Here is a 20,196-nt window from a genome sequence, read left to right as displayed (position 1 = left end):
AAAAATAATTAAAGTAAAATGAAGTGGAAAGAACAAGCTGTTATTCTTGGTACACGCCAATATGGTGAAACAAGTGTTATTCTTGAGGTTATGACACGTGAACATGGTCGTTATATGGGAGTGGTAAAAGGGGGGCGATCGCGTCGTATGGCTGCTCTTCTTCAACCTGGAAATTTTGTGGAGGCTGAATGGTGGGCTCGTTTAGAAGAGCATTTGGGACTTTTTCGGCTTGAAGCTCTTGATTTACATGCGGCAAGATTAATCTGTCTACCAGAAGCACTTTATGCTTTGCAATTGATAGCTTTTCATTTGCGACTTCTTCCCGAACGTGATCCGCACCCCGTTTTATATGATATTTTACACCTTTTTATGCAGAATTTTGATGAACCATTTGTAAATGCAGAATTGCTTGTACGTTTTGAAATGCGGCTTCTTGAAGAACTTGGTTTTGGTCTTGATTTATCTTGTTGTGCTGCAACAGGTTGTCAGGAAAGGCTTCGTTACGTATCACCAAAATCTGGACGGGCTGTCTGTGAAGAAGCAGGGGAACCTTGGAAAAAAAAGCTTCTCATTCTACCACAATTTCTTGTGCAAAGAACAACTCGTCCTACTGATTCTAGTGACATAATAAATGGTTTTATACTGACGGGTTTTTTTCTTATGCGTCATGTCTGGGAGCCACGAGATATAAAGCAGCCGTCAGTACGCATGAATTTGATACAATTGTTTGAGCGCCAATTTGGTATACAAGCATTAATTTATTGATCTGATGATAATTGAATGGGAAAATGAAAGTTTTAAAGACAATTGCTGAAGTCCGACAATATACTTCAGAGGAACGACGTTTAGGTTTTTCGATTGGTTTTGTTCCAACAATGGGGGCATTGCATGATGGTCATCTTGCATTAGTACAGTATGCAAGAGCAATGTGTGATCGCGTATTGGTTTCTATTTTTGTCAATCCAAAGCAATTTGGACCTCATGAAGATTTTGCTCAATATCCAAGAGACTTGAAGGGCGATTGTGCTTTGTTAGAAGAAGCAGGTGTTGAATGTGTTTTTGCTCCTTCTGTAGATGAAATGTGGCCACTGGGAAATGATACAATTGTGCAAGTGAAAAAATTATCACGTATTTTGATGGGAAAATTACGTCCAGGGCACTTTTGTGGTGTGACAAGCGTTGTTGCTAAACTTTTTAACATTGTCCAACCAGATAAGGCTTTTTTTGGGGAAAAGGATTTTCAACAAATTTTAATTATTCGGCGTATGGTTGAAGATTTGGCTTTTCCTATTGAAATTGTTGGAGTTCCTATTCTACGGGAGTCAGATGGTGTAGCTTGTTCTTCACGCAATCAGTTTTTAACATTAGAAGATCGTAAAGCTGCCAAAATTATTCCTGAAAGTGGGAAAGCAGCTGAAAAGCTTTACCATGAAGGTGAACGGTCGGTTGATAAATTATGCAAAACTGTTCGTGATATTTTACAACAAGAAACGCGTGCAATCATTGAAGCAATAGATTTACGGGATATGGAAACTTTATGCGTGATTAAAGGAACATTGAATAAACCTGCAGTTTTACTTCTTACTGTTCGCTTTGGAGAGGTAAGGCTGATTGATCAATATATATTGCAAGAGAAGGGCGGAAAATGAGTGTACATAAAACCGTAAAGCGTATAACATCTTCCGAAATACGTGCAAGAAAGGGACAACAGCCAATTGTTTCTTTAACAGCTTATCAAGCTTATACTGCGCGGATTGCTGATCCATATTGCGATATCCTTTTGGTTGGTGATAGCGTTGGTATGGTTGTGTATGGGTTTGAGACAACGCTTCCTGTTAATTTAGATATGATGATTTTACACGGACAAGCCGTGGTGCGTGGATCTCAAAAAGCTCTTGTGGTTATTGATATGCCTTTTGGCTCTTATGAGGAAAGTCCAGAGCAAGCTTTTTTTAATGCATCGCGTATTCTTGCTCAAACGGGGTGTGGTGCAGTTAAGCTTGAAGGTGGTGTTTATATAGCGGAAACAATTGATTTTTTGTGTAAACGTGGCATTCCAGTGATGGGGCACATCGGTCTTACACCCCAGGCGGTGAATCGTTTTGGTGGTTTCAAAACACAAGGACGAAAACAGAGTGATTGGCAAAGAATTGAAGCCGATGGGGCTGCAATTGAGGAGGCCGGTGCTTTTGCTATTGTTTTAGAAGGGATTGTCGAACCTTTAGCAGTAAAACTGACAGAAAAGCTTTCTATCCCTACGATCGGTATTGGTGCATCCAATCAGTGCGATGGACAAGTATTGGTTATGGAAGATATGTTGGGCTATGGTGCTCATGTGCCAAAATTTGTACGCCGTTATGGAGACCTTGAACAAGCCATGGAAACTGCAATAAAGAATTATGCAGAGGATGTCACATCTCGTGCTTTCCCAGCGGATAATGAAGTTTATAAACTAAAATAAACTTCAGTTTAAGATGAAAAGTTTGACAAGGGAACATTTGTTATTTTGATAATGAAAGTGTATTATTTCATATATTTTGTATGCAATTTTAGCTGTGATTTTTTCCATTTCTTTAATGGAGTCACTCCTCTCATGCAAAACAGAACGCCATTGGGTTGCTAAGTCATGTGCTTTTTTTAAGAAAGCTTTCTTAAGGAACTCAACTCCTATTTCGCGACGGCATCCGTGAATGGTATAACGGTAAAGCTCCTATGAAGTGTACAATTTACAGAGCACTAGCATCTTTACGCTTCATAAGAGACATTTCAAATTCTTTCTTTAAAAGTTTTTACCCATATGCCGGTCACACTTATGACGTGCAAGAGAATGATTTTGATTGATTCAATATAAACAGATTTGAAATGAGTGAATCTCACGATATTAGGGGCTCTCATTCAACATGAAAAAAACAATGAATTATTATTATAAATCAGTGTGATGAGTCTTTAATGATAGGGAAGAAACAATGCGAAGAGTCTATAATCTTTGGGCATCCAAGTCATTGAAGCGAGTTAAAAATGCGTTTTCAATTTGTTGGGTAGAATAGGGGTATAAATTAAGATCATCGGGTAAAATATTATTGGGAGAGCCAAAATAGCGAAGGGCTTCTTCTGTACTAAATCCAGCAAGCGTAATCGCTTCATAATATGCAGCGATACGGTCGGCTTGTTTGATTTTTTTTAAAAGTTTTTGAGAAAGATCAACGGGAAGAGAAAAGCGCATGTGGATAGCATCTTGGATGCCCTTTTCAATGCGTTCATATTGTTTTCCTATGACAGCTTTAAAGGGGGAAATCATATCGCCGATGACATATTCTGGAGCATCATGAAGAAGAGCATAAAGACATTCGTTGCTTCCCGATTGTGGAAAAAGTTTTTGAAATATTTGTTCAACCAAAAGTGAATGTTGTGCAACAGAATAGGCATGCTCCCCTCGTGTTTGACCGTTCCAACGTGCCACGCGAGAAAGTCCATGGGCAATATCTTCAATTTCAACATCAAAAGGAGAAGGGTTGAGAAGATCAAGTCTGCGTCCAGAGAGCATTCTTTGCCAAGCGCGTGCTTCTCCATTTTTTAATAATTCAGCTTTAGCCATGCGTATTTTCTATAGTATTTTCAAGAAAGGTAAAATTCATATTTTCAGCAATATTTATAGTGACAGGAATGTTTTTTACAGTAAAGGGGATGTTATGGTCCATAGAATCTTTGACGTGGTCAACACGCATTAAAGCGAGAGCCTCATTTTCTACACACGTTCCCAAGTAGCCAAGCACTTTTGTTCCTGCTTCAATGCTAGATTGAGGGGTTAATTCACACTGGCCTTTTACAATAAAAATACGGCGACGTGCTGCACGGCGGTGGTGCATTCGTGAAACAATTTCTTGTCCAATATAACATCCTTTATTGAATGAGAGTCCATTGATTTGATCGTAATTAATATCATGAGGAAAGACTTTGCCAACTTCATAGTCTTGACCACTTTCCGCAATTGCATAACGGATACGCAATTGATTCCATGTATCATGATATTCTGAAGTCAAAAAAGGTTTTTTGCCATAGATTCGTATTATTTTTTCTTGTTGTGGGAAGCGTTTATCAACAAAACTTGAATCAAAATTTAAAGTATCTGATTCATTATTCAAAGAAACCGTAACAAGCTCTTGTAATGGTTGTGTAATTTCTACTTTTTTACGCAGCTTATAGAGTAACAGACGTTGGTGAAGCGTATCAGCTAAAGGCATTCTGATATCAATCAGGTAACCATTTTCTTTTTTTCCGATAAGAAAATCAGCAAGAACCTTTCCTTGTGGGGATAAAAGGGCTCCAGGGAAAAGTTCCTGTGGACTGATTTTTTTTACATCTGTCGTGATCAAGGATTGTAGAAAATCTGTTGCTTCTTCGCCTGTAATTTGAATAAGTCCGCGGTTTTTTAAGCAAATGGCATTTTGTTTTTCAATCATGGTTCTTGCCTTTCTGCTCAAAGTTACATAATCGATAAGTGAGCAATATGTAAGGAGCGTGGCTATGTTTAAAACATTTGATACAATTTTTAAAGGTGCAACACTTGTGAATCATGATGGAAGAAGCAAGCGTGATATTGGTATTACAAATGGTCGTATTGCTGAAATAGGCAACCTTACATGTGCATCGGCTAGTGAGGTCATTGATTGTACGGGGCTTCATATTTTACCAGGAATTATTGATAGCCAAGTGCATTTTCGTGAGCCAGGAAATGAATATAAGGAGGATTTGGAAAGTGGCTCGTATTCTGCTGTGTTAGGGGGTGTTACGGCAGTTTTTGAAATGCCTAATACCAATCCGTTGACAACATCAGAAGAAACATTAAACGATAAGGTTAAACGCGGATTTCATCGAATGCATTGTGATTTTGCATTTTGGGTTGGAGGAACGCGTGAAAATGCCCATGAACTCTCTGAGTTAGAAAGACTTCCTGGTGCGGCTGGAATTAAAGTCTTTATGGGGTCCTCTACCGGTGATCTTTTGGTTGATGATGATGAAAGTGTACGCCTTATTTTGAAGAATACACGCCGTCGTGCAGCTTTTCATTCTGAAGATGAGGCGAGGCTCAAAGAGCGTAAAATATTGCGTATTGAAGGGGATGCATCATCACATCCGATTTGGCGTGATGAAGTTGCGGCATTAAAATGTACGCAGCGTTTGGTAAAAATTGCCCATGAGACAAAAGCACGGATTCATGTGTTACATCTTTCGACAGAAGAAGAAATTGATTTTCTAAAAAAACATAAGGATGTTGCAACAATTGAAGTGACACAACATCATTTGACTCTCACGGCTGATGATTATAAGAAGTTTGGTACATTAATTCAGATGAATCCGCCTATTCGTGAGTCGCGCCACCGTGAAGCTCTTTGGTACGGTGTTCAACAAGGAATTATTGATGTCTTAGGCTCAGATCATGCGCCTCATACTCTTGAAGAAAAACTTCAACCTTATCCCTCTTCACCTTCAGGAATGACAGGGGTGCAAACAACAGCAGCAATTATGTTGACACATGTGAATGAAGGAAAAATATCTCTTGAACGTTTTGTTGACCTCACTTCACATGGCCCTAGTCGTATTTTTGGTATAAGCTGTAAAGGGCGCATTGCTGTTGGGTACGATGCTGATTTAACCATTGTTGATCTTAAGAGAGAAGAAATTATTACGAATGGCTTAATTGGTTCGCGTGCCGGTTGGACACCTTATGATGGTCAAAAAGTTAAAGGTTGGCCTGTTGGGACTATTATCCGTGGTATGCGCGTTATGTGGGAAGGTGAAATTGTCACACCTTCACAAGGAGAGCCTGTTAAATTTATGGAAACTTTGGTGTAAACAGATTAAAAAGTATGCCGTAAAATATCATCTTTTAGAGTGATGATATAGGGTATGTCAGCCTCTTTGGCACATAAGTATTTTTTATGCGGGGTGAATATTCTTAGGCTTATTTGTAGAAACTATGAAGCAAATTACATGAGTGGGAAGCCAAGAGGAATCTTGTTCACAAGAGCCTAGATTATTTACAGAGCAAATTTAGTTAACAATCTTCATCCTTTGAGGTGTGGGGAGGAAGCCAAAGAACGATTTTGTATGGGGAAAAAGGCGCTTATACGAATAAAAGCGTATCGAGACATTATTCTTTAAAAGTTTCTCTATTTTCAGAGCTGGTTTATTGCTCCCCGCATTTGTGAGAGGAATATCATTGATATCGCTAAAATGGAGAAAGATACTTTTTGTATAGATTAATTATTTATAATGCATGAGGAGGTTTTCAGATAAAATTCTTCCTTCCTCTATGTATCTTTGATTGGCTTCAATGGCTGCTTGTGTACAATGGTGATAATTTTCTGAGAAAGCACGATACGCTTCATTAAACGCTTCATAAAAATAAGCACGTCTTTGTGGAATGGGGTGTTCTGCTTCAATTAGTGCATTCATATAATCATACCATTGGTTTGTTGGAGGCTCGCAAAGATTTTGGAGAGAATGCAATGATCCCAAAATTTCTGCTAGTCGGAGTAATTTTTTTTCATAAGGTGGAGATTGTTGCGCAAAGGTTGGCATTGAAATGACAAGAAATATTAAAATAATGATGTTCATCAATCTATTACGCATTATTTTTATTGCTTTCTTTGAATAAAACTCTGTACAGATAAAATAATTTTGTCATGAGAACGGTGTAAAAAAATAGAGTTAATTGCTACATTATTCTCAATTATTGATTATAAAATATAGGGCGTAAGAGGCAGTAAGGAACCCATTGTGGAATATTGAAAATACTGACGAAGCTTTGTGTGGTTAAAAATTTAAGATTTGCTTCCTGAAAGCTATCTATTTTTCACATAGGTTTATATTGTGTTGCCTATAGAATTTTTTCTAAGCTCGTTTTCTTTAAGAAGGGAAAGCATCTCTAATGATAGAATGCTTTTGTTCAATCAAATAAAATAGATTGTTTTTATGATAAATGATGGATACAGCCGTGAATACAATGGGAAAATGGTAAGAAGAATTTACTATAAGAAAAAAGTTTTTAGCCTAAACCGCGTAATACGATAATTTGAGATAAGATGCATCTAAAAGGAGCGGTGCATAGTATCGTCCATGGAGTCAATAATGAGAGAGTTGCGATTTTATAATACGCTGACACGTAAAAAAGAAAATTTTACACCAATAGATCCGACAAGAGTACGTCTTTATGTTTGTGGTCCGACAGTTTATGATTATGCGCATATAGGAAATGCACGCCCTGTCATTGTTTTTGATATTTTATTTCGTTTATTGCGTCATGTTTATGGCAATGAGCATGTTCTATATGCGCGTAATATTACAGATGTTGATGATAAAATTAATGCACGAGCAGCTTTTGAATATCCAAACTTGTCATTGAATGACGCTATTCGTCAATTAACAGAACGTACATATTTCCAGTTTCAACAAGATACAATAGCACTTGGTTGTCTATTACCAACCAGTCAGCCGCGCGCAACCGAGCATTTAGAGGAAATGCGCTCTTTAATTGAAAGATTGCTTGAAAAGGGGCACGCTTATAAAGCGGAAAATCATATATTATTTTCTGTAAGTAGCATAAAAAATCCTCCCCACTATGGGGCATTTGCAAATCGTTCTTTAGATGAAATGAGGGCGGGGGCGCGTATTGATGTTGCTGCTTATAAAAGGGAAGAGATGGATTTTGTTTTATGGAAGCCTTCTGTGGAAGGGGAGCCAGGTTGGGAATCGCCGGCCGGAATTCCTGTTTTAGGTCGTCCAGGTTGGCATATTGAATGTTCTGCGATGTCAATGGCAAAGTTATTAGCGCCCTATGGCGGTGGTTTAACCTGTGATGATCCGACCGCGAATGTTTTTGATATCCATGGTGGTGGACTTGATTTAATTTTTCCTCATCATGAAAACGAGATTGCACAAAGTTGTTCAGCTTTTGGGACGGAGCGAATGGCAAATTTTTGGATGCATAATGGTTTTTTACAAGTTGAAGGCAAAAAGATGTCGAAAAGCTTTGGCAATTTCATAACTATACGTTCTGTTTTAGAGAATAATTTTTTGGAGTTTAATGGTATTTTAATCGATGAAATGAAGAAAAATTGGGCTGGTTTGTCTGCGCGTTTTTCGATGTTGCAAACGCATTATCGTGAACCATTAAATTGGACAGCGCAGCGTTTAATACAATCGAGTGGCGAACTGTATCGTTGGTATGAATTGCTTCGCAGCAAAAAAAGTGAGATGGAAAACAATGAAGCAATTAATGATACTTTGATAGATGCACTCAGTGATGATCTTAATACTCCAAAAGCACTGACTCTTTTGCGAAAGTTCTATAAAGAAGGGAATGCGCTGGCTCTTGCTAATGGGATGAATTTATTAGGACTGTTACGACAAGAATGGATTAAAGAAATAGACTGCCCATTATTTATAAAAAAAACTTTTCTTGATTCAAAATTTATTGATCAACGTATTGCTGAAAGACTACGACTTATCCATAATAAAGAGTGGGAAGCAGCGGATACAATTCGTGATGAGCTTGCAGCCGATGGGGTTCTTTTAAAAGACAGTAAGGATCCGCAGAGTGGTGAGCGCATAACTGTGTGGGAAATAAAACGATTTTAATTTTCCTATTCCAGCAGCTTACATAAATAAAGGGAGGAAAGTTTGATGGAATTTTTATATCATTATGGATATATCGCGCTTAAGCTGGCTGTAGGTCTTGTTGCCTTCTTATTTATTTTAAGAACGACGGGGCGGGGCAGTCTTAGTCAGATGACACCAGTTGATTTGGTCAGTAATTTTGTTATGGGAGGTATTATTGGAGGCGTTATTTATAATCAGAATATTAGTAGCATTCAATTATTGCTTGTTTTACTCATCTGGCAAACCTTGATTACATCTTTTAATTTTTTTGCACGCTATTCAGTTTTTTTTCGTCGTCTTATTGCAGGGCGGAATGTTACATTAGTTTTAGATGGGGTTTTCCAAATAGATAAGATTAAGAACTTAGGGATCAATGTTAATGATCTCATTACGATGTTACGTCTTAAAGGGTGTCACTTACATGAAGCCGCTTTTGTTCGTTTGGAAACCAATGGTGATTTCACTGTCATTAAAAAGGAAGAGGGGAAGAAATCGACGATTTTAATAGAAAATGGTGAAGTTATTGATGATGGACTTAAAGAGATTGGTAAAACAAAAAAGTGGCTTCAGGCAGAATTGAAAAAAAACCATGTAAAAGTTGAAAATTTATTTGCAGCAGAGTGGTATGAAAATACAGATCAAAATAATAAATTGTATAGTGGATTATTTCTTGTTCCTTTTTCAAAAACAGTCTAACTTTAAATAATGAGTGGGTATAGCTTATTGGAAGCGTAATGAAGAGATAAATCTATAAACAACCACAGGGGGGTATTTTGCCTTTTTCGTGTGGATGATAGAGAAGTAAGGACTTTATGAAACGCAATGAAATGACAAAAACTGTATCATCAGATACAGGCAGAACTCTGCACACACTTTACAATTTATGGCCCTATATGTGGCCAGTAGGGCGACGTGATCTAAAAATACGTGTGCTATGGGCAATATTTTATCTTGTTTTGGCTAAGCTCGTTCTCATATCTGTACCGTATTTCTTTAAATATTCTACGAATGTGCTTGATTCAAGCTTTCAGCTACCTGAATGGTTCCCATCCAGTTTGATTATTCCCATCATGCTCGTTTTGGCATATAATGTCGCACGTATTATGCAGGCTGGATTAAATCAATTACGCGATTCTCTTTTTGCCACTGTTGGTCAATATGCTGTTCGTCAATTGGCTTATAAAACCTTTGTACATATGCATGAGTTATCCTTGCGATTTCATTTGGAACGCCGAACTGGTGGGCTTTCTCGTGTGATTGAGCGTGGTACAAAAGGAATTGAAGCGATCGTAAGATTTTCAATTCTGAACACAGTACCGACAGTTCTAGAGTTTATATTGACGGCACTTGTATTTTACATAAGTTATGGGTGGAATTATCTTCTCATCGTTGTTGCAACGGTTGGATTATATATCTTGTTTACCATTAAGGCGAGTGATTGGCGCATTCGTATTCGGCAACAAATGAATACAGCAGATACTGAGGCCAATACGCGTGCAGTTGATTCTCTTTTGAATTTTGAAACGGTGAAATATTTTGGCAATGAAACTCTAGAAGCCGATCGATTTGATGCTTCTATGGTAGGTTATGAAAAAGCCGCAACAAAGATTTGGACATCGTTAAGCTGGCTTAATTTTGGTCAGGCTCTTATCTTTGGTATTGGAATGACGATCATGATGCTGATGTCAGCTTATGAAGTTTTTTATAAAACACAAACTTTGGGTGATTTTGTTTTTATTAATGCACTTTTAATGCAACTTTCCATTCCACTGAATTTTATTGGTTCAATTTATCGTGATATTCGACAAGGTTTAACGGATATTGAAGCAATGTTTGATCTTTTAGATGTTCAGAAGGAGATCGTTGATAAATCGGATGCTAAACCGTTAGAGATAAGCGATGGGACCATTCGTTTTCATCAGGTAAAGTTTTCCTATGATTCGACACGTCAGATTCTCAGAGATATTGATTTTGAAGTTCCTGGAGGAAAAACAGTCGCCATTGTCGGTCCATCTGGTGCAGGTAAATCAACTATTTCTCGGTTGCTTTTTCGGTTTTATGATGTTGACGCGGGTTCTATCACAATTGACGGGCAGGATATTCGTGACGTAACACAAAAGAGTTTGCGTGAAGCGATTGGCATGGTCCCACAAGATACAGTGTTATTTAATGATACAATTGCCTATAATATTTGCTATGGGCGTCCAAGTGCTACAGATGAAGAAATGCGCAAAGCTGCTGAAATGGCACAAATATCAAAATTTATTGAAATTTTACCGGAAGGTTTTCAGTCTATGGTAGGAGAGCGAGGTCTCAAATTATCAGGTGGTGAAAAACAACGTGTGGCTATTGCACGGACACTTTTAAAAGCCCCCCCACTTCTTATTCTAGATGAAGCAACATCGGCTCTTGATACGGCGACGGAACAGGAAATTCAACAAGCATTGGATATTGTAAGCCGTGGACGTACAACATTGATTATTGCTCACCGTCTTTCTACTGTTATCAATGCTGATGAAATTTTGGTTCTTAAAAGTGGTCGTATTATTGAAAGTGGGGCGCATACAGAGCTTTTACGCAAGAAAGGTTTATATGCTTCAATGTGGAATAAGCAGCTTGAAGCATCGAAAGCTGAAGAAAAATTACGTAAAATACGTGAAGAAGATGAGACGAGTATTGTTAATCGTAAAAAATAAATAGGGCAAAATGTAATCTATATCTTTATATGGAGTGATTGATTAAATACATAAAAAGATACAAGAGGAACAAAAAGATTTGTTGCTTGTTTAAGTTTACGATGAATAGGAAATTATATGAGTATTCTGCAATCTTTCCATAATAGCTTTGTACCGGTTCATAAAGAGGGTTATCCTTTTATTGTAGCGTTTTTTGTTATTTCGCTCATTCTTGGTTGGATATGGAGTCCGTTGTTTTGGTTTGGTCTCGTTCTCACGGTGTGGTGTATATACTTTTTCCGTGATCCAGATCGTGTGATCCCTTTGAATTCAAATTGGGTTATGTCGCCTGCCGATGGGCGTATTTCATTTGTGGAATCATGTGTTCCACCTGAAGAATTAGGATTAGGGAAAGATGAAATGATCCGTATTTCCATTTTTATGGATATTTTTTCATGCCATATTAATCGTATTCCTATCAGTGGTACAGTAGAGTCTATCGTTTATCATCCAGGTCGATTTACCAATGCTGAGTTTGATAAAGCTAGCCAGTTTAATGAGCGTAATGGGATGGTAATTGATAGCAAACATGGTAAAATCGGTATCGTACAAATAGCGGGAATGGTTGCACGCCGGATTGTTTGTTGGTCAAAAGAAAACGATGCCGTTATGACTGGTGAGCGATTTGGATTGATTCGTTTTGGTTCTCGCCTTGATATTTATATACCAACTGAAATGAAATTGCGTGTTGCAGTTGGACAGACAGCAATTGCTGGAGAAACAGTTTTGGGTTCTTTTGATGATAAGAGTGCCACAACGGACTTCAGATACGATTAGGACTCACAATGAAAAATTTTTCGCCATTTTCTTCATTCAATCCTGAGGGGCAGCATGATGATGTTGCAAGTCGGCGGCGTTCACCTACATCAATGCGGTATGTCATTCCCAATATCATTACTATTTTAGCAATTTGTGCAGGGATGAGCAGCATTCGTTTGGCTTTTGAACATCGCTATGAAGCTGCTATTTTAATGGTGCTTTTGGCCGCAGTTTTAGATGGTGCTGATGGTCGCATTGCCCGTTTAATAGATGGTAGTTCATCTTTTGGGGCACAGATGGATTCTCTTGCTGATGTTATAAATTTTGGTGTTACCCCTGCACTTATTGTTTATTCCTTTATCTTGAATCAAGCAAATCACATTGGTTGGGTTGCAGCCCTTGTTTATTGTGTTGCTTGTTGTTTGCGATTAGCACGTTTTAATGTGATGTTGGATAACACCAATATACCTAAGTGGCAGAAAAGTTATTTTGTTGGTGTTCCAGCACCAGCAGGAGCATTACTCCTTTTATTGCCTACCTATTTAGGCGCTCTTGGTTTGGTCCCCAATTGGGGGTGGGCATTATTTTTTAGTCTTTATACTGTAATTATTTCTTTTCTTTTGATTAGTCGTTTACCAGTATGGAATGCAAAAACAATTGATCAAAATTTAAGGCGCGATATCGTTATACCGTGCATGTTGGTCATTGTTATTTATGTCGGTTTTCTTGCGACTTACACATGGAAAACTTTATTGATTACAGCTGTTAGCTATATGATTTTTCTCCCCTGTAGTTTTATCGCTTATAATAAACGTGCTACTTTAGAAGAGAAAAAGGCTGATACTAAAGCTATCCAAGAATCATAAAGTGTTTCATTCTTCTGTTGAGAAGCACAGGAAAAAGAGAGAGTTAAACGATTTACTTCTCCGATGATGATCAGTCAGGTACATGATAATCTACAAACCGATTTTTATGGACATTAAAGAGTTTTCCAGTTTCTTTTAAATCAGGTGATAACAAATGTACTATCTTTTTTGCAACCTCTTGTGGTGAAGGGAGAGTTTGTGGATCTTCACCGGGCATAGCTTCAGCGCGCATGGCAGTGCGTGTGGCACCAGGGTTGACACAATTAACCTTTATAGGGGTTTGTTTGAGTTCTTCTGCCCAACAGCGGGCAATCATCTCTAAAGCCGCTTTAGAGGCTGCATAAGCTCCCCAGAAAGGGCGCGCAGCATGCGCAACGCTTGAGGATAACAGAATGGCTCGTCCAGCATCAGATTCTCGTAATAAAGGCTCAACAGCTTTCATTAAGCGCCATTGGCTAAAAAGATTTATTTGAAAAACATCTTCAAATACCGTGTTTTCTATGTGCGCTATTGGTGAGAGTGTTCCAAGGATTCCTGCGTTTGCAACGATAATATCAAGTTTTTTCCAGCGTTTGGCAATTGAGATAGCAAGAGTATCGATGTTTTCCATATGATGCAAGTCAAGGGGAACAAGGGTTGCATGAGCCCCTTTTTCTTGGATCTGATTATCTAATTCAGTAAGTCCACTGACTGTTCGTGCAAGAGCAATAATATGAGCGCCGCGTGCAGCAAGCTCGAGTGCCAAATAATAACCAATTCCTCTTGATGCGCCAGTAACAAGTGCAACACGCCCATGGAGACTAAAGTCACATTTTGTCATCATTAATCTCTTGTTTTAAGAACAGATGATTGATGAGTTTTGGAGAGGTTTTCTTGATCAACCAGCTGCGTAGGATAATATCCAGTAAAATAATGGTCAGTAAATTGCGGATCGGCGTTATTCCGTTTTTCCCCTGCTACAGCAAGATATAATCCATCCGTTGAAAGAAATTCTAATGAATCCGCTCCAATAAAATCACACATAGATTTTAAATCTGGATATTGATTTGCTAAAAGGCTTTCAACTTTAGGTGTATCAATACCATAAAAGTCGGGATAGAAAATCATAGGGCTAGAAATGCGCATATGAACTTCTTTTGCTCCTGCATCACGGAGCATTCGCACAATTTTAAGAGATGTTGTTCCACGTACAATAGAGTCATCGACAAGAATAACACGTTTTCTTTCAATCACAGGACGGTTTGCAGAATGTTTTAACTTGACACCAAAAGCACGAATTTGTTGTGTTGGTTCGATAAAAGTACGACCAACATAGTGATTACGAATAATACCAAGCTCGAAGGGAATTCCAATTTCTTGTGCATAGCCAATTGCAGCAGGAGTTCCTCCATCAGGAACAGGAACCACAACATCACCCTCACAAGGGGCTTCCTGTGCTAAACGGATTCCCATATTTTTGCGTGTTGCATAGACACTACGCCCTCCAACGATTGAATCCGGACGGGCAAAGTAAACATATTCAAACAAGCAAAGTTTTTCTGGTTTTTCATTTTTTGGTTTTATAATTTTTTTAGTAATTTCCCCATTTTTTTGTATTTCACATATGATGATCTCCCCATTTTTAACATCGCGGACATACTTTGCTCCAATAATATCAAGAGCACAAGTTTCAGAACAAAAAATAGGCTTACCATCAAGTTCCCCCATCACGAGGGGTCTAATCCCTGTTGGATCGCGTGCAGCAATAAGCTTTGTACGCGTGAGCGCTAACATAGCATACCCACCTTCTACTTGCCGAATTGCATCAACAAAACGATCAGAGGACGATTCATAACGTGAGCGGGCAATAAGATGAAGAAAAACTTCTGAATCTGATGTTGATTGACAGATAGCTCCAGAAGCGATGAGTTCACGGCGTAATGTAAGACCATTGGTAAGATTACCATTATGAGCAATAGCAATGCCTCCAGCTTTCAACTCAGCAAAAAGGGGTTGAACATTGCGTAATGCTACTTCTCCAGTTGTTGAATAACGGGTATGTCCAATAGCGCGATTTCCTGGTAAGCGTGCAAGTGTTGTAGGATTGGTATAGTGATCACCAACAAGACCTAAATGCTTTTCTTGATGAAACATTTTATTATGGTAGGAAACAATACCAGCCGCTTCTTGCCCACGATGCTGAAGTGCGTGGAGTCCAAGAGCTGTTAATGTTGCTGCATCTTCATGCCCAAGAATACCAAAAACGCCACATTCTTCATGAAGGGTGTCATCATCTAATGAAAATTCTTGACAGAAAACATCACTCTTTATCATCATATTCTTTCAGTTGTGATACGAAGGAATCATTAATATCACATTCTACATCATTTAGTTCTCTTTCCTCATGAAAAACTATTCTCTATTTTTTAAAATTATCTTTTCATGAGAGTGTTGCTCATACGTATGTTTATTGCTGTCTTTAAACAAATTTTCCGCCTTTTCGAGAACCGATCCAATATCTTTTGGGAGTATTTCCCAAACTTTTTGTCCTAGTGAATCTAAAATAGGCCTTGTTTTTGCATTTTTTAACCAATTCGCTTGAAGCTCGGGTTTAATCAGTGCATTAATCAGCAACATACCGATGACCATGATAAGTAAACCGCGAAGTGCTCCAAAAATAAAACCAATAGCACGGTCAAGGATACCAATTCGACTATCAATAATAAAATCAGAGATCTTCATTGTAATAATTGAAGTAATAATGAGAACAATAATAAAAATCGTGACCAATGTTGTGATCAATGCAATCATTTTATTAGAGAGATAGTGTTCAAAGAAAGGTAAGACAGGCTTGAATAAAAACAGTGTCGTAATAGCTGCAACTGCCCAAGAAATCAACGATAACACTTCACGTGAAAACCCTCGAAGCATAGCAAGAAAAGCGGACAACAGGATGATTACTACGACAATTCCATCAAGGATTGTTATGATCATTTGTTTGTTCCTTATACATAAAGTTGTGTTCTTCTAAGTCTATGTGCAAATATATTTTTTGTTCTTATAGCAAGGATCTTTTGTATTTTATAGAGTTTTTTCTATATTATCATATCTATGGTGCAGATCATTTTTTATTTACGGTAAGAGTAGCAACGAGTTCGGGAAGGTCGGAGAAAGTTTTTTGTTGAAAATTGAGCGACTTCATCATTTCGGTTGTTGTTGTGGGATGAAATGCTCCTTGAAAGCCGAGTTTTTTTGCTTCATTGATGCGCTGTGCTGAATGTGAAACAGCGCGGGTAGCTCCTGAAAGACTGACTTCACCAAAATATACATAATCCGTTGGCAATGCGATATTGGCAAGAGAGGATACCAAAGCAGCGGCTACAGCTAAATCGGCAGCGGGTTCTGATATGCGATATCCACCCGCTACGTTCAGATAGACATCATGCTGTCCAAAACGAATGCCGCAATGGGCTTCTAAAACGGCAAGAATCATAGAAAGGCGATTTCCATCCCATCCGACAACCGCACGTCTTGGTGTCCCAAGGGAAGAAGGAGCAACAAGCGCTTGAATTTCTACGAGTATCGGGCGTGTCCCTTCCATTCCCGCAAAAACAGCAGCGCCTGGTGCTTTTTCATTACGTTCTCCTAAAAACAATTCGGATGGATTTATCACTTCGCGTAATCCTTTATCAGACATTTCAAAGACACCAATTTCATCTGTTGGTCCGAAGCGATTTTTTACAGTTCTAAGAATGCGATAATGATGTCCTCCTTCACCCTCAAAATAGAGAACGCCATCAACCATATGTTCAACGACTCGAGGACCAGCAATTTGCCCATCTTTTGTAACATGACCAACAAGAACAACGGCGGCTCCTGTTTTCTTGGCAAAGCGGATCATTGCTTGAGCACCGATACGTACTTGTGTGACAGTGCCGGGTGATGAATCTGCTGTATCTGACCATAGGGTTTGAATCGAATCGATAATCACCATATCAAGGTTTTTATGTTCGCTTAAGGTTGCCAGAATATCTTCAACATTGGTTTCAGCAGCAAGTTTCACTTCTGTATTGTTAGCTTCAAGCCTTTGTGCGCGCAGACAAATTTGCGCAATAGCCTCTTCACCTGAAACATAGATGACATTATATCCTTTACGTGATAAAGCAGCGGCTGTTTGTGTCAGCAATGTTGATTTACCAATACCCGGATCACCTCCAACAAGGAGTGCTGATCCACGGACAAAGCCCCCACCGGTAACACGATCAAGTTCAGCAATACCAGAATGAATACGTGGAGCATCTTCGATATTTCCAGAAAGAGATGTGAGTGTGACGATGCGTCCTTTACGAGCACTCTGCTTAGGACCACTTCCTATACCGCTATTTATAGTTTCTTCAACAAGGGAATTCCATTCTCCACAAGCACTACATTTTCCTGCCCAACGAGAATGGACAGTTCCACAATTTTGACAGATAAATTGAATACGATTACGCGCCATGTTGATTTAACCAATTTGCTCTGGAAGATAATTGCTATCGGCCAGATCACTGAATCGTGTGAAATCAGATTGAAAGGCAAGTGGCACGATTCCTGTCGGCCCGTGGCGCTGTTTCGCAATAATAACATCAGCTTTTCCCATAATTTTATCCATCTCATCTTGCCATTTTTGATGTTCCAAGCTACCTAACTTTGGTTCTTCATTTTTGAGATAATATTCTTCGCGATAGACGAACAGAACAATGTCGGCATCTTGCTCAATTGAACCAGATTCACGTAAATCTGAAAGTTGTGGACGTTTATCTGTTCTATTTTCTACTTGACGTGAAAGTTGAGAGAGAGCGATAATAGGAATGTTCAATTCTTTCGCTAATGCTTTTAATCCTGTGGTAATTTCTGTGATCTCTTGAACACGATTTTCTGATGAACGCTTTGAACTGCTTGTCATGAGTTGGATATAGTCAATAAACAAGATATCTAAACCATGTTGTCGCTTAAGACGCCGCGCACGAGCAGCTAATTGCGTAATTGATATTCCCCCAGTTTGATCAATATAAAGTGGTGCCTTTTGTAGTTGGTTCACCGCACGAATAATTTTTGAAAATTGTTCATCTGAAATATTACCACGCCGAATATCAGAAGAAGAGACTTCTGTTTGTTCAGAAATAATACGTGTTGCAAGCTGTTCTGAGGACATTTCAAGTGAGAAGAAACCTACAATGCCGCCTTCATTTTCTTGAATATTGGCATTGCGATTATAAGCATTAGCAATATTAAAGGCAATATTGGTAGCCAGTGAGGTTTTACCCATACCAGGGCGTCCCGCAAGGATAATTAAGTCAGATGCTTGTAATCCTCCCATTTTTTCATCAAGTGTTTTAATATGGGTGGCTATCCCTGATAATTGTGAAGAGCGCTTTTTCGCAGCACTTGCCATATCGATAGCTTTTTTGATAGCCTCATTAAAATTTTCAAATCCACCTCCATATTTCCCTTTTTCTGCTAGCTCAAATAATTGATTTTCAACAGCTTCAATTTGTTGGGTAGGCGTGAGTTCTACAGGAGCATCAAAGGCTGTATTGACAACTTGAGTTCCAAGGTTAATCAAAGATCGGCGGATAAAAAGATCGTAAATGACGCGTCCATAATCTTCAGCGTTAATAATAGTGACTGCCTCTGTGGCTAAGCGAACAACATATTGGTATACAGTAATATCTCCAATTTTTTCTTCCATTTGGATATAGGGCTTGATTGTAACTGGATCTACACGTTTTCCTGTTTTAATAAGGTGAGATAAAACATGATAAATTTTTTGATGCAATGGTTCAAAAAAATGTTCTGGTTTTAGAAAATCTGAAACGCGGTCAAGAGAATCATTGTTGATAAAGATGGCACCAAGCAATGCCTGTTCAGCTTCAATATTATACGGAAGTTGCCGAAAAGAAGGAGAATCCTCTTTTTTTGAAGAGCTGACATTAACAACGTTAGTTTCTTCCATAATATTTTTCCACTAAAATTCCAAGTCTAGCTACTTTAGGCGATAAATTGAAAATCGTATAATTAAAAGAATAGAGCTACAACCCTTCATTTTAAGTTAAAATTATATAATTTTTCAAAACTCTCTTTTCGTTGCTCATTTATCATTTGTGTATTATTTATGTAACGTCTATCTATTTTGTTTTATAATACGTAATTTTAAAGTGGAAGTTTTGGTACTCTAAATTTAAGTATTTTGAAGTTACATGACCTTAAAATTCCAATATCTGTGTAAGTAGAATTACTCTTTTATAACTGAAATTATTTCAGATCATGTGAGGATACAATCAACTTACTGCTCATACAAGCCTTACCTTTAAGGGTAGAACTTTAAATTATTTTTGCTTTATATGCTGGAAACAAAAGATATTTCCTCTTAGTGATATCATCATTATCGGCATGTAATGCCTTTAAATAATATATTGCTAATTCTTTCATAAAAATTAGGTTCTTTATGTATGATAGCCATAAAATACTCAATTTTAAAATGTGAGTATTTTATGAGCAATATTTAAAATAGAATAAAAAATATAAAACAGAAAGCAAAAATAGCAATTAAGCTTCTTGATGAGAACTGTTTATATCGTTGTCATTAATTTCTTCTACCAATAATTCTTCCTGATTTTCTTCTAATAATTCTTCTTGAATATTATATATTTCTTTAGCAGAAGTGAGAGTTTCACCTTCTGCTTGGCGTTGTGCTTCACTGGTAGAACGCGCAACATTAATAATCACAGAAATTTGAACCTCAGGATGTAAGCTAAGAGTGATTGTGTGAAGACCGATCATTTTTATTGGATGGTTAAGTTCGACTTGATTTCTCCCAATAGAAAAGCCTTCATCTGTTATAATTTCAGCAATATCACGTGTTGACACAGAACCATAAAGTTGTCCTGTTTCACCAGCAGAACGAACAACAATGAATGATTGTCCATCAAGTTTTTCAGCAACTTTTTGCGCTTCGCTTTTGCGTTCAAGATTACGTGCTTCAAGTTGTGCACGTTGTATCTCAAAATGTTTTTTATTGGCTTCATTTGCACGTAAAGCTTTACCTTGAGGCAAGAGAAAATTACGCGCATAACCATCTTTAACTGAGACAATATCACCCATCTGACCAAGACGAGGAATGCGCTCAAGTAAAATAATATCCATAGTTTTTCCTT

18 protein-coding genes are annotated in these 20,196 nt (G+C 38.1%); 9 read left to right on the top strand and 9 right to left on the bottom strand.

Going from position 1 to position 20,196, the window contains the following annotated elements; genetic code table 11:
- Positions 1 to 18: 18 nt before the first annotated feature.
- From recO to panB, 3 genes are read left to right on the top strand one after another with little or no spacing between them, the layout of a single operon-like run.
- Entirely contained in the window at positions 19 to 765 is a 747-nt protein-coding gene (gene recO / locus ACFIJ8_RS00460) for a DNA repair protein RecO (protein ID WP_375638595.1), read from the top strand.
- 23 nt (positions 766 to 788) lie between these two features.
- Positions 789 to 1,649, top strand: coding sequence for a pantoate--beta-alanine ligase (panC, locus tag ACFIJ8_RS00455; RefSeq protein ID WP_273788435.1), 861 nt, complete (start codon positions 789 to 791; stop codon positions 1,647 to 1,649).
- A complete protein-coding gene (gene panB, locus ACFIJ8_RS00450; RefSeq protein WP_273788436.1) occupies positions 1,646 to 2,461 on the top strand; it encodes a 3-methyl-2-oxobutanoate hydroxymethyltransferase in 816 nt (271 codons plus the stop codon). Before panC ends, panB begins: the two co-directional genes overlap by 4 nt.
- 516 nt (positions 2,462 to 2,977) lie before the next feature.
- On the opposite strand, the gene ACFIJ8_RS00445 is transcribed toward panB, so the two are convergent.
- Together ACFIJ8_RS00445 and ACFIJ8_RS00440 are read right to left on the bottom strand one after the other, a co-directional pair.
- Positions 2,978 to 3,595: an HD family hydrolase gene (locus ACFIJ8_RS00445; RefSeq protein ID WP_273788501.1), complete on the bottom strand. Its 618-nt coding sequence runs from the start codon at positions 3,593 to 3,595 to the stop codon at positions 2,978 to 2,980.
- On the bottom strand, positions 3,588 to 4,460 hold the full coding sequence (locus ACFIJ8_RS00440; RefSeq protein ID WP_375638592.1) for a YgfZ/GcvT domain-containing protein: 873 nt from the start codon (positions 4,458 to 4,460) through the stop codon (positions 3,588 to 3,590). The genes ACFIJ8_RS00445 and ACFIJ8_RS00440 overlap by 8 nt, the downstream gene beginning before the upstream one ends.
- 64 nt (positions 4,461 to 4,524) lie before the next feature.
- Here ACFIJ8_RS00440 and ACFIJ8_RS00435 point away from each other — a divergent pair, with 64 nt between their 5' ends.
- Positions 4,525 to 5,853: a dihydroorotase gene (locus ACFIJ8_RS00435; RefSeq protein WP_273788499.1), complete on the top strand. Its 1,329-nt coding sequence runs from the start codon at positions 4,525 to 4,527 to the stop codon at positions 5,851 to 5,853.
- Positions 5,854 to 6,264: 411 nt separating this feature from the next.
- Here the strand turns inward: ACFIJ8_RS00435 and ACFIJ8_RS00430 are convergent, their stop codons facing one another.
- A complete protein-coding gene (locus ACFIJ8_RS00430) occupies positions 6,265 to 6,633 on the bottom strand; it encodes a TIGR02301 family protein (protein WP_208439587.1) in 369 nt (122 codons plus the stop codon).
- A 498-nt stretch (positions 6,634 to 7,131) separates the two neighbouring features.
- Between ACFIJ8_RS00430 and cysS the strand changes: the two genes are divergently transcribed.
- The 5 genes from cysS to pssA all read left to right on the top strand — a co-directional run bounded on the left by cysS (position 7,132) and on the right by pssA (position 13,021).
- Positions 7,132 to 8,640 carry a cysteine--tRNA ligase gene (gene cysS, locus ACFIJ8_RS00425; protein WP_375638590.1) on the top strand — a complete coding sequence of 503 codons (1,509 nt, stop codon included), beginning with the start codon at positions 7,132 to 7,134 and terminating at the stop codon, positions 8,638 to 8,640.
- 45 nt (positions 8,641 to 8,685) lie between these two features.
- The gene (locus tag ACFIJ8_RS00420; RefSeq protein WP_012754946.1) at positions 8,686 to 9,357 is read left to right on the top strand and encodes a DUF421 domain-containing protein; all 672 of its coding nucleotides are present in this window, start codon (positions 8,686 to 8,688) and stop codon (positions 9,355 to 9,357) included.
- 116 nt (positions 9,358 to 9,473) lie between these two features.
- Complete coding sequence (locus ACFIJ8_RS00415) at positions 9,474 to 11,357, top strand: ABCB family ABC transporter ATP-binding protein/permease (RefSeq protein ID WP_375638588.1); 1,884 nt, start codon at positions 9,474 to 9,476, stop codon at positions 11,355 to 11,357.
- A gap of 117 nt (positions 11,358 to 11,474) precedes the next feature.
- Positions 11,475 to 12,173 (top strand): phosphatidylserine decarboxylase, encoded by a 699-nt coding sequence (locus ACFIJ8_RS00410; protein ID WP_375638586.1) that lies wholly within the window; start codon positions 11,475 to 11,477, stop codon positions 12,171 to 12,173.
- Positions 12,174 to 12,181: 8 nt separating this feature from the next.
- On the top strand, positions 12,182 to 13,021 hold the full coding sequence (pssA, locus tag ACFIJ8_RS00405; protein WP_273788495.1) for a CDP-diacylglycerol--serine O-phosphatidyltransferase: 840 nt from the start codon (positions 12,182 to 12,184) through the stop codon (positions 13,019 to 13,021).
- Between the two features lie 70 nt (positions 13,022 to 13,091).
- Here the strand turns inward: pssA and ACFIJ8_RS00400 are convergent, their stop codons facing one another.
- From ACFIJ8_RS00400 to rplI, 6 genes are all read right to left on the bottom strand, one after another.
- Positions 13,092 to 13,841 (bottom strand): SDR family NAD(P)-dependent oxidoreductase, encoded by a 750-nt coding sequence (locus tag ACFIJ8_RS00400; protein ID WP_375619472.1) that lies wholly within the window; start codon positions 13,839 to 13,841, stop codon positions 13,092 to 13,094.
- Positions 13,842 to 13,843: 2 nt separating this feature from the next.
- Positions 13,844 to 15,337 carry an amidophosphoribosyltransferase gene (purF, locus tag ACFIJ8_RS00395; RefSeq protein WP_375628701.1) on the bottom strand — a complete coding sequence of 498 codons (1,494 nt, stop codon included), beginning with the start codon at positions 15,335 to 15,337 and terminating at the stop codon, positions 13,844 to 13,846.
- 75 nt (positions 15,338 to 15,412) lie between these two features.
- On the bottom strand, positions 15,413 to 15,994 hold the full coding sequence (locus ACFIJ8_RS00390; protein ID WP_273788494.1) for a CvpA family protein: 582 nt from the start codon (positions 15,992 to 15,994) through the stop codon (positions 15,413 to 15,415).
- 127 nt (positions 15,995 to 16,121) lie between these two features.
- Entirely contained in the window at positions 16,122 to 17,498 is a 1,377-nt protein-coding gene (gene radA / locus ACFIJ8_RS00385; protein WP_375638584.1) for a DNA repair protein RadA, read from the bottom strand.
- A gap of 6 nt (positions 17,499 to 17,504) precedes the next feature.
- Positions 17,505 to 18,995 carry a replicative DNA helicase gene (locus tag ACFIJ8_RS00380; protein WP_273788492.1) on the bottom strand — a complete coding sequence of 497 codons (1,491 nt, stop codon included), beginning with the start codon at positions 18,993 to 18,995 and terminating at the stop codon, positions 17,505 to 17,507.
- Positions 18,996 to 19,588: 593 nt separating this feature from the next.
- Positions 19,589 to 20,185 carry a 50S ribosomal protein L9 gene (gene rplI / locus ACFIJ8_RS00375; RefSeq protein ID WP_375625876.1) on the bottom strand — a complete coding sequence of 199 codons (597 nt, stop codon included), beginning with the start codon at positions 20,183 to 20,185 and terminating at the stop codon, positions 19,589 to 19,591.
- Positions 20,186 to 20,196: the final 11 nt, after the last annotated feature.

It is taken from the genome of Bartonella sp. MF74HXZ (assembly GCF_042194445.1).
Taxonomy (GTDB): Bacteria; Pseudomonadota; Alphaproteobacteria; order Rhizobiales; family Rhizobiaceae; genus Bartonella; species Bartonella grahamii.
Note: the sequence above shows the minus strand (reverse complement) of the source record. Positions and strands in the feature narration are given on the sequence as shown.

What these genes read in the sequence shown, in the direction of transcription:
- recO (WP_375638595.1), top strand. Translation starts at nt 19, where the DNA reads ATGAAGTGGAAAGAACAAGCTGTTATTCTTGGTACACGCCAATATGGT.
- panC (WP_273788435.1), top strand. Translation starts at nt 789, where the DNA reads ATGAAAGTTTTAAAGACAATTGCTGAAGTCCGACAATATACTTCAGAG.
- panB (WP_273788436.1), top strand. Translation starts at nt 1,646, where the DNA reads ATGAGTGTACATAAAACCGTAAAGCGTATAACATCTTCCGAAATACGT.
- ACFIJ8_RS00445 (WP_273788501.1), bottom strand. Translation starts at nt 3,595, where the DNA reads ATGGCTAAAGCTGAATTATTAAAAAATGGAGAAGCACGCGCTTGGCAA.
- ACFIJ8_RS00440 (WP_375638592.1), bottom strand. Translation starts at nt 4,460, where the DNA reads ATGATTGAAAAACAAAATGCCATTTGCTTAAAAAACCGCGGACTTATT.
- ACFIJ8_RS00435 (WP_273788499.1), top strand. Translation starts at nt 4,525, where the DNA reads ATGTTTAAAACATTTGATACAATTTTTAAAGGTGCAACACTTGTGAAT.
- ACFIJ8_RS00430 (WP_208439587.1), bottom strand. Translation starts at nt 6,633, where the DNA reads ATGCGTAATAGATTGATGAACATCATTATTTTAATATTTCTTGTCATT.
- cysS (WP_375638590.1), top strand. Translation starts at nt 7,132, where the DNA reads ATGAGAGAGTTGCGATTTTATAATACGCTGACACGTAAAAAAGAAAAT.
- ACFIJ8_RS00420 (WP_012754946.1), top strand. Translation starts at nt 8,686, where the DNA reads ATGGAATTTTTATATCATTATGGATATATCGCGCTTAAGCTGGCTGTA.
- ACFIJ8_RS00415 (WP_375638588.1), top strand. Translation starts at nt 9,474, where the DNA reads ATGAAACGCAATGAAATGACAAAAACTGTATCATCAGATACAGGCAGA.
- ACFIJ8_RS00410 (WP_375638586.1), top strand. Translation starts at nt 11,475, where the DNA reads ATGAGTATTCTGCAATCTTTCCATAATAGCTTTGTACCGGTTCATAAA.
- pssA (WP_273788495.1), top strand. Translation starts at nt 12,182, where the DNA reads ATGAAAAATTTTTCGCCATTTTCTTCATTCAATCCTGAGGGGCAGCAT.
- ACFIJ8_RS00400 (WP_375619472.1), bottom strand. Translation starts at nt 13,841, where the DNA reads ATGACAAAATGTGACTTTAGTCTCCATGGGCGTGTTGCACTTGTTACT.
- purF (WP_375628701.1), bottom strand. Translation starts at nt 15,337, where the DNA reads ATGATGATAAAGAGTGATGTTTTCTGTCAAGAATTTTCATTAGATGAT.
- ACFIJ8_RS00390 (WP_273788494.1), bottom strand. Translation starts at nt 15,994, where the DNA reads ATGATCATAACAATCCTTGATGGAATTGTCGTAGTAATCATCCTGTTG.
- radA (WP_375638584.1), bottom strand. Translation starts at nt 17,498, where the DNA reads ATGGCGCGTAATCGTATTCAATTTATCTGTCAAAATTGTGGAACTGTC.
- ACFIJ8_RS00380 (WP_273788492.1), bottom strand. Translation starts at nt 18,995, where the DNA reads ATGGAAGAAACTAACGTTGTTAATGTCAGCTCTTCAAAAAAAGAGGAT.
- rplI (WP_375625876.1), bottom strand. Translation starts at nt 20,185, where the DNA reads ATGGATATTATTTTACTTGAGCGCATTCCTCGTCTTGGTCAGATGGGT.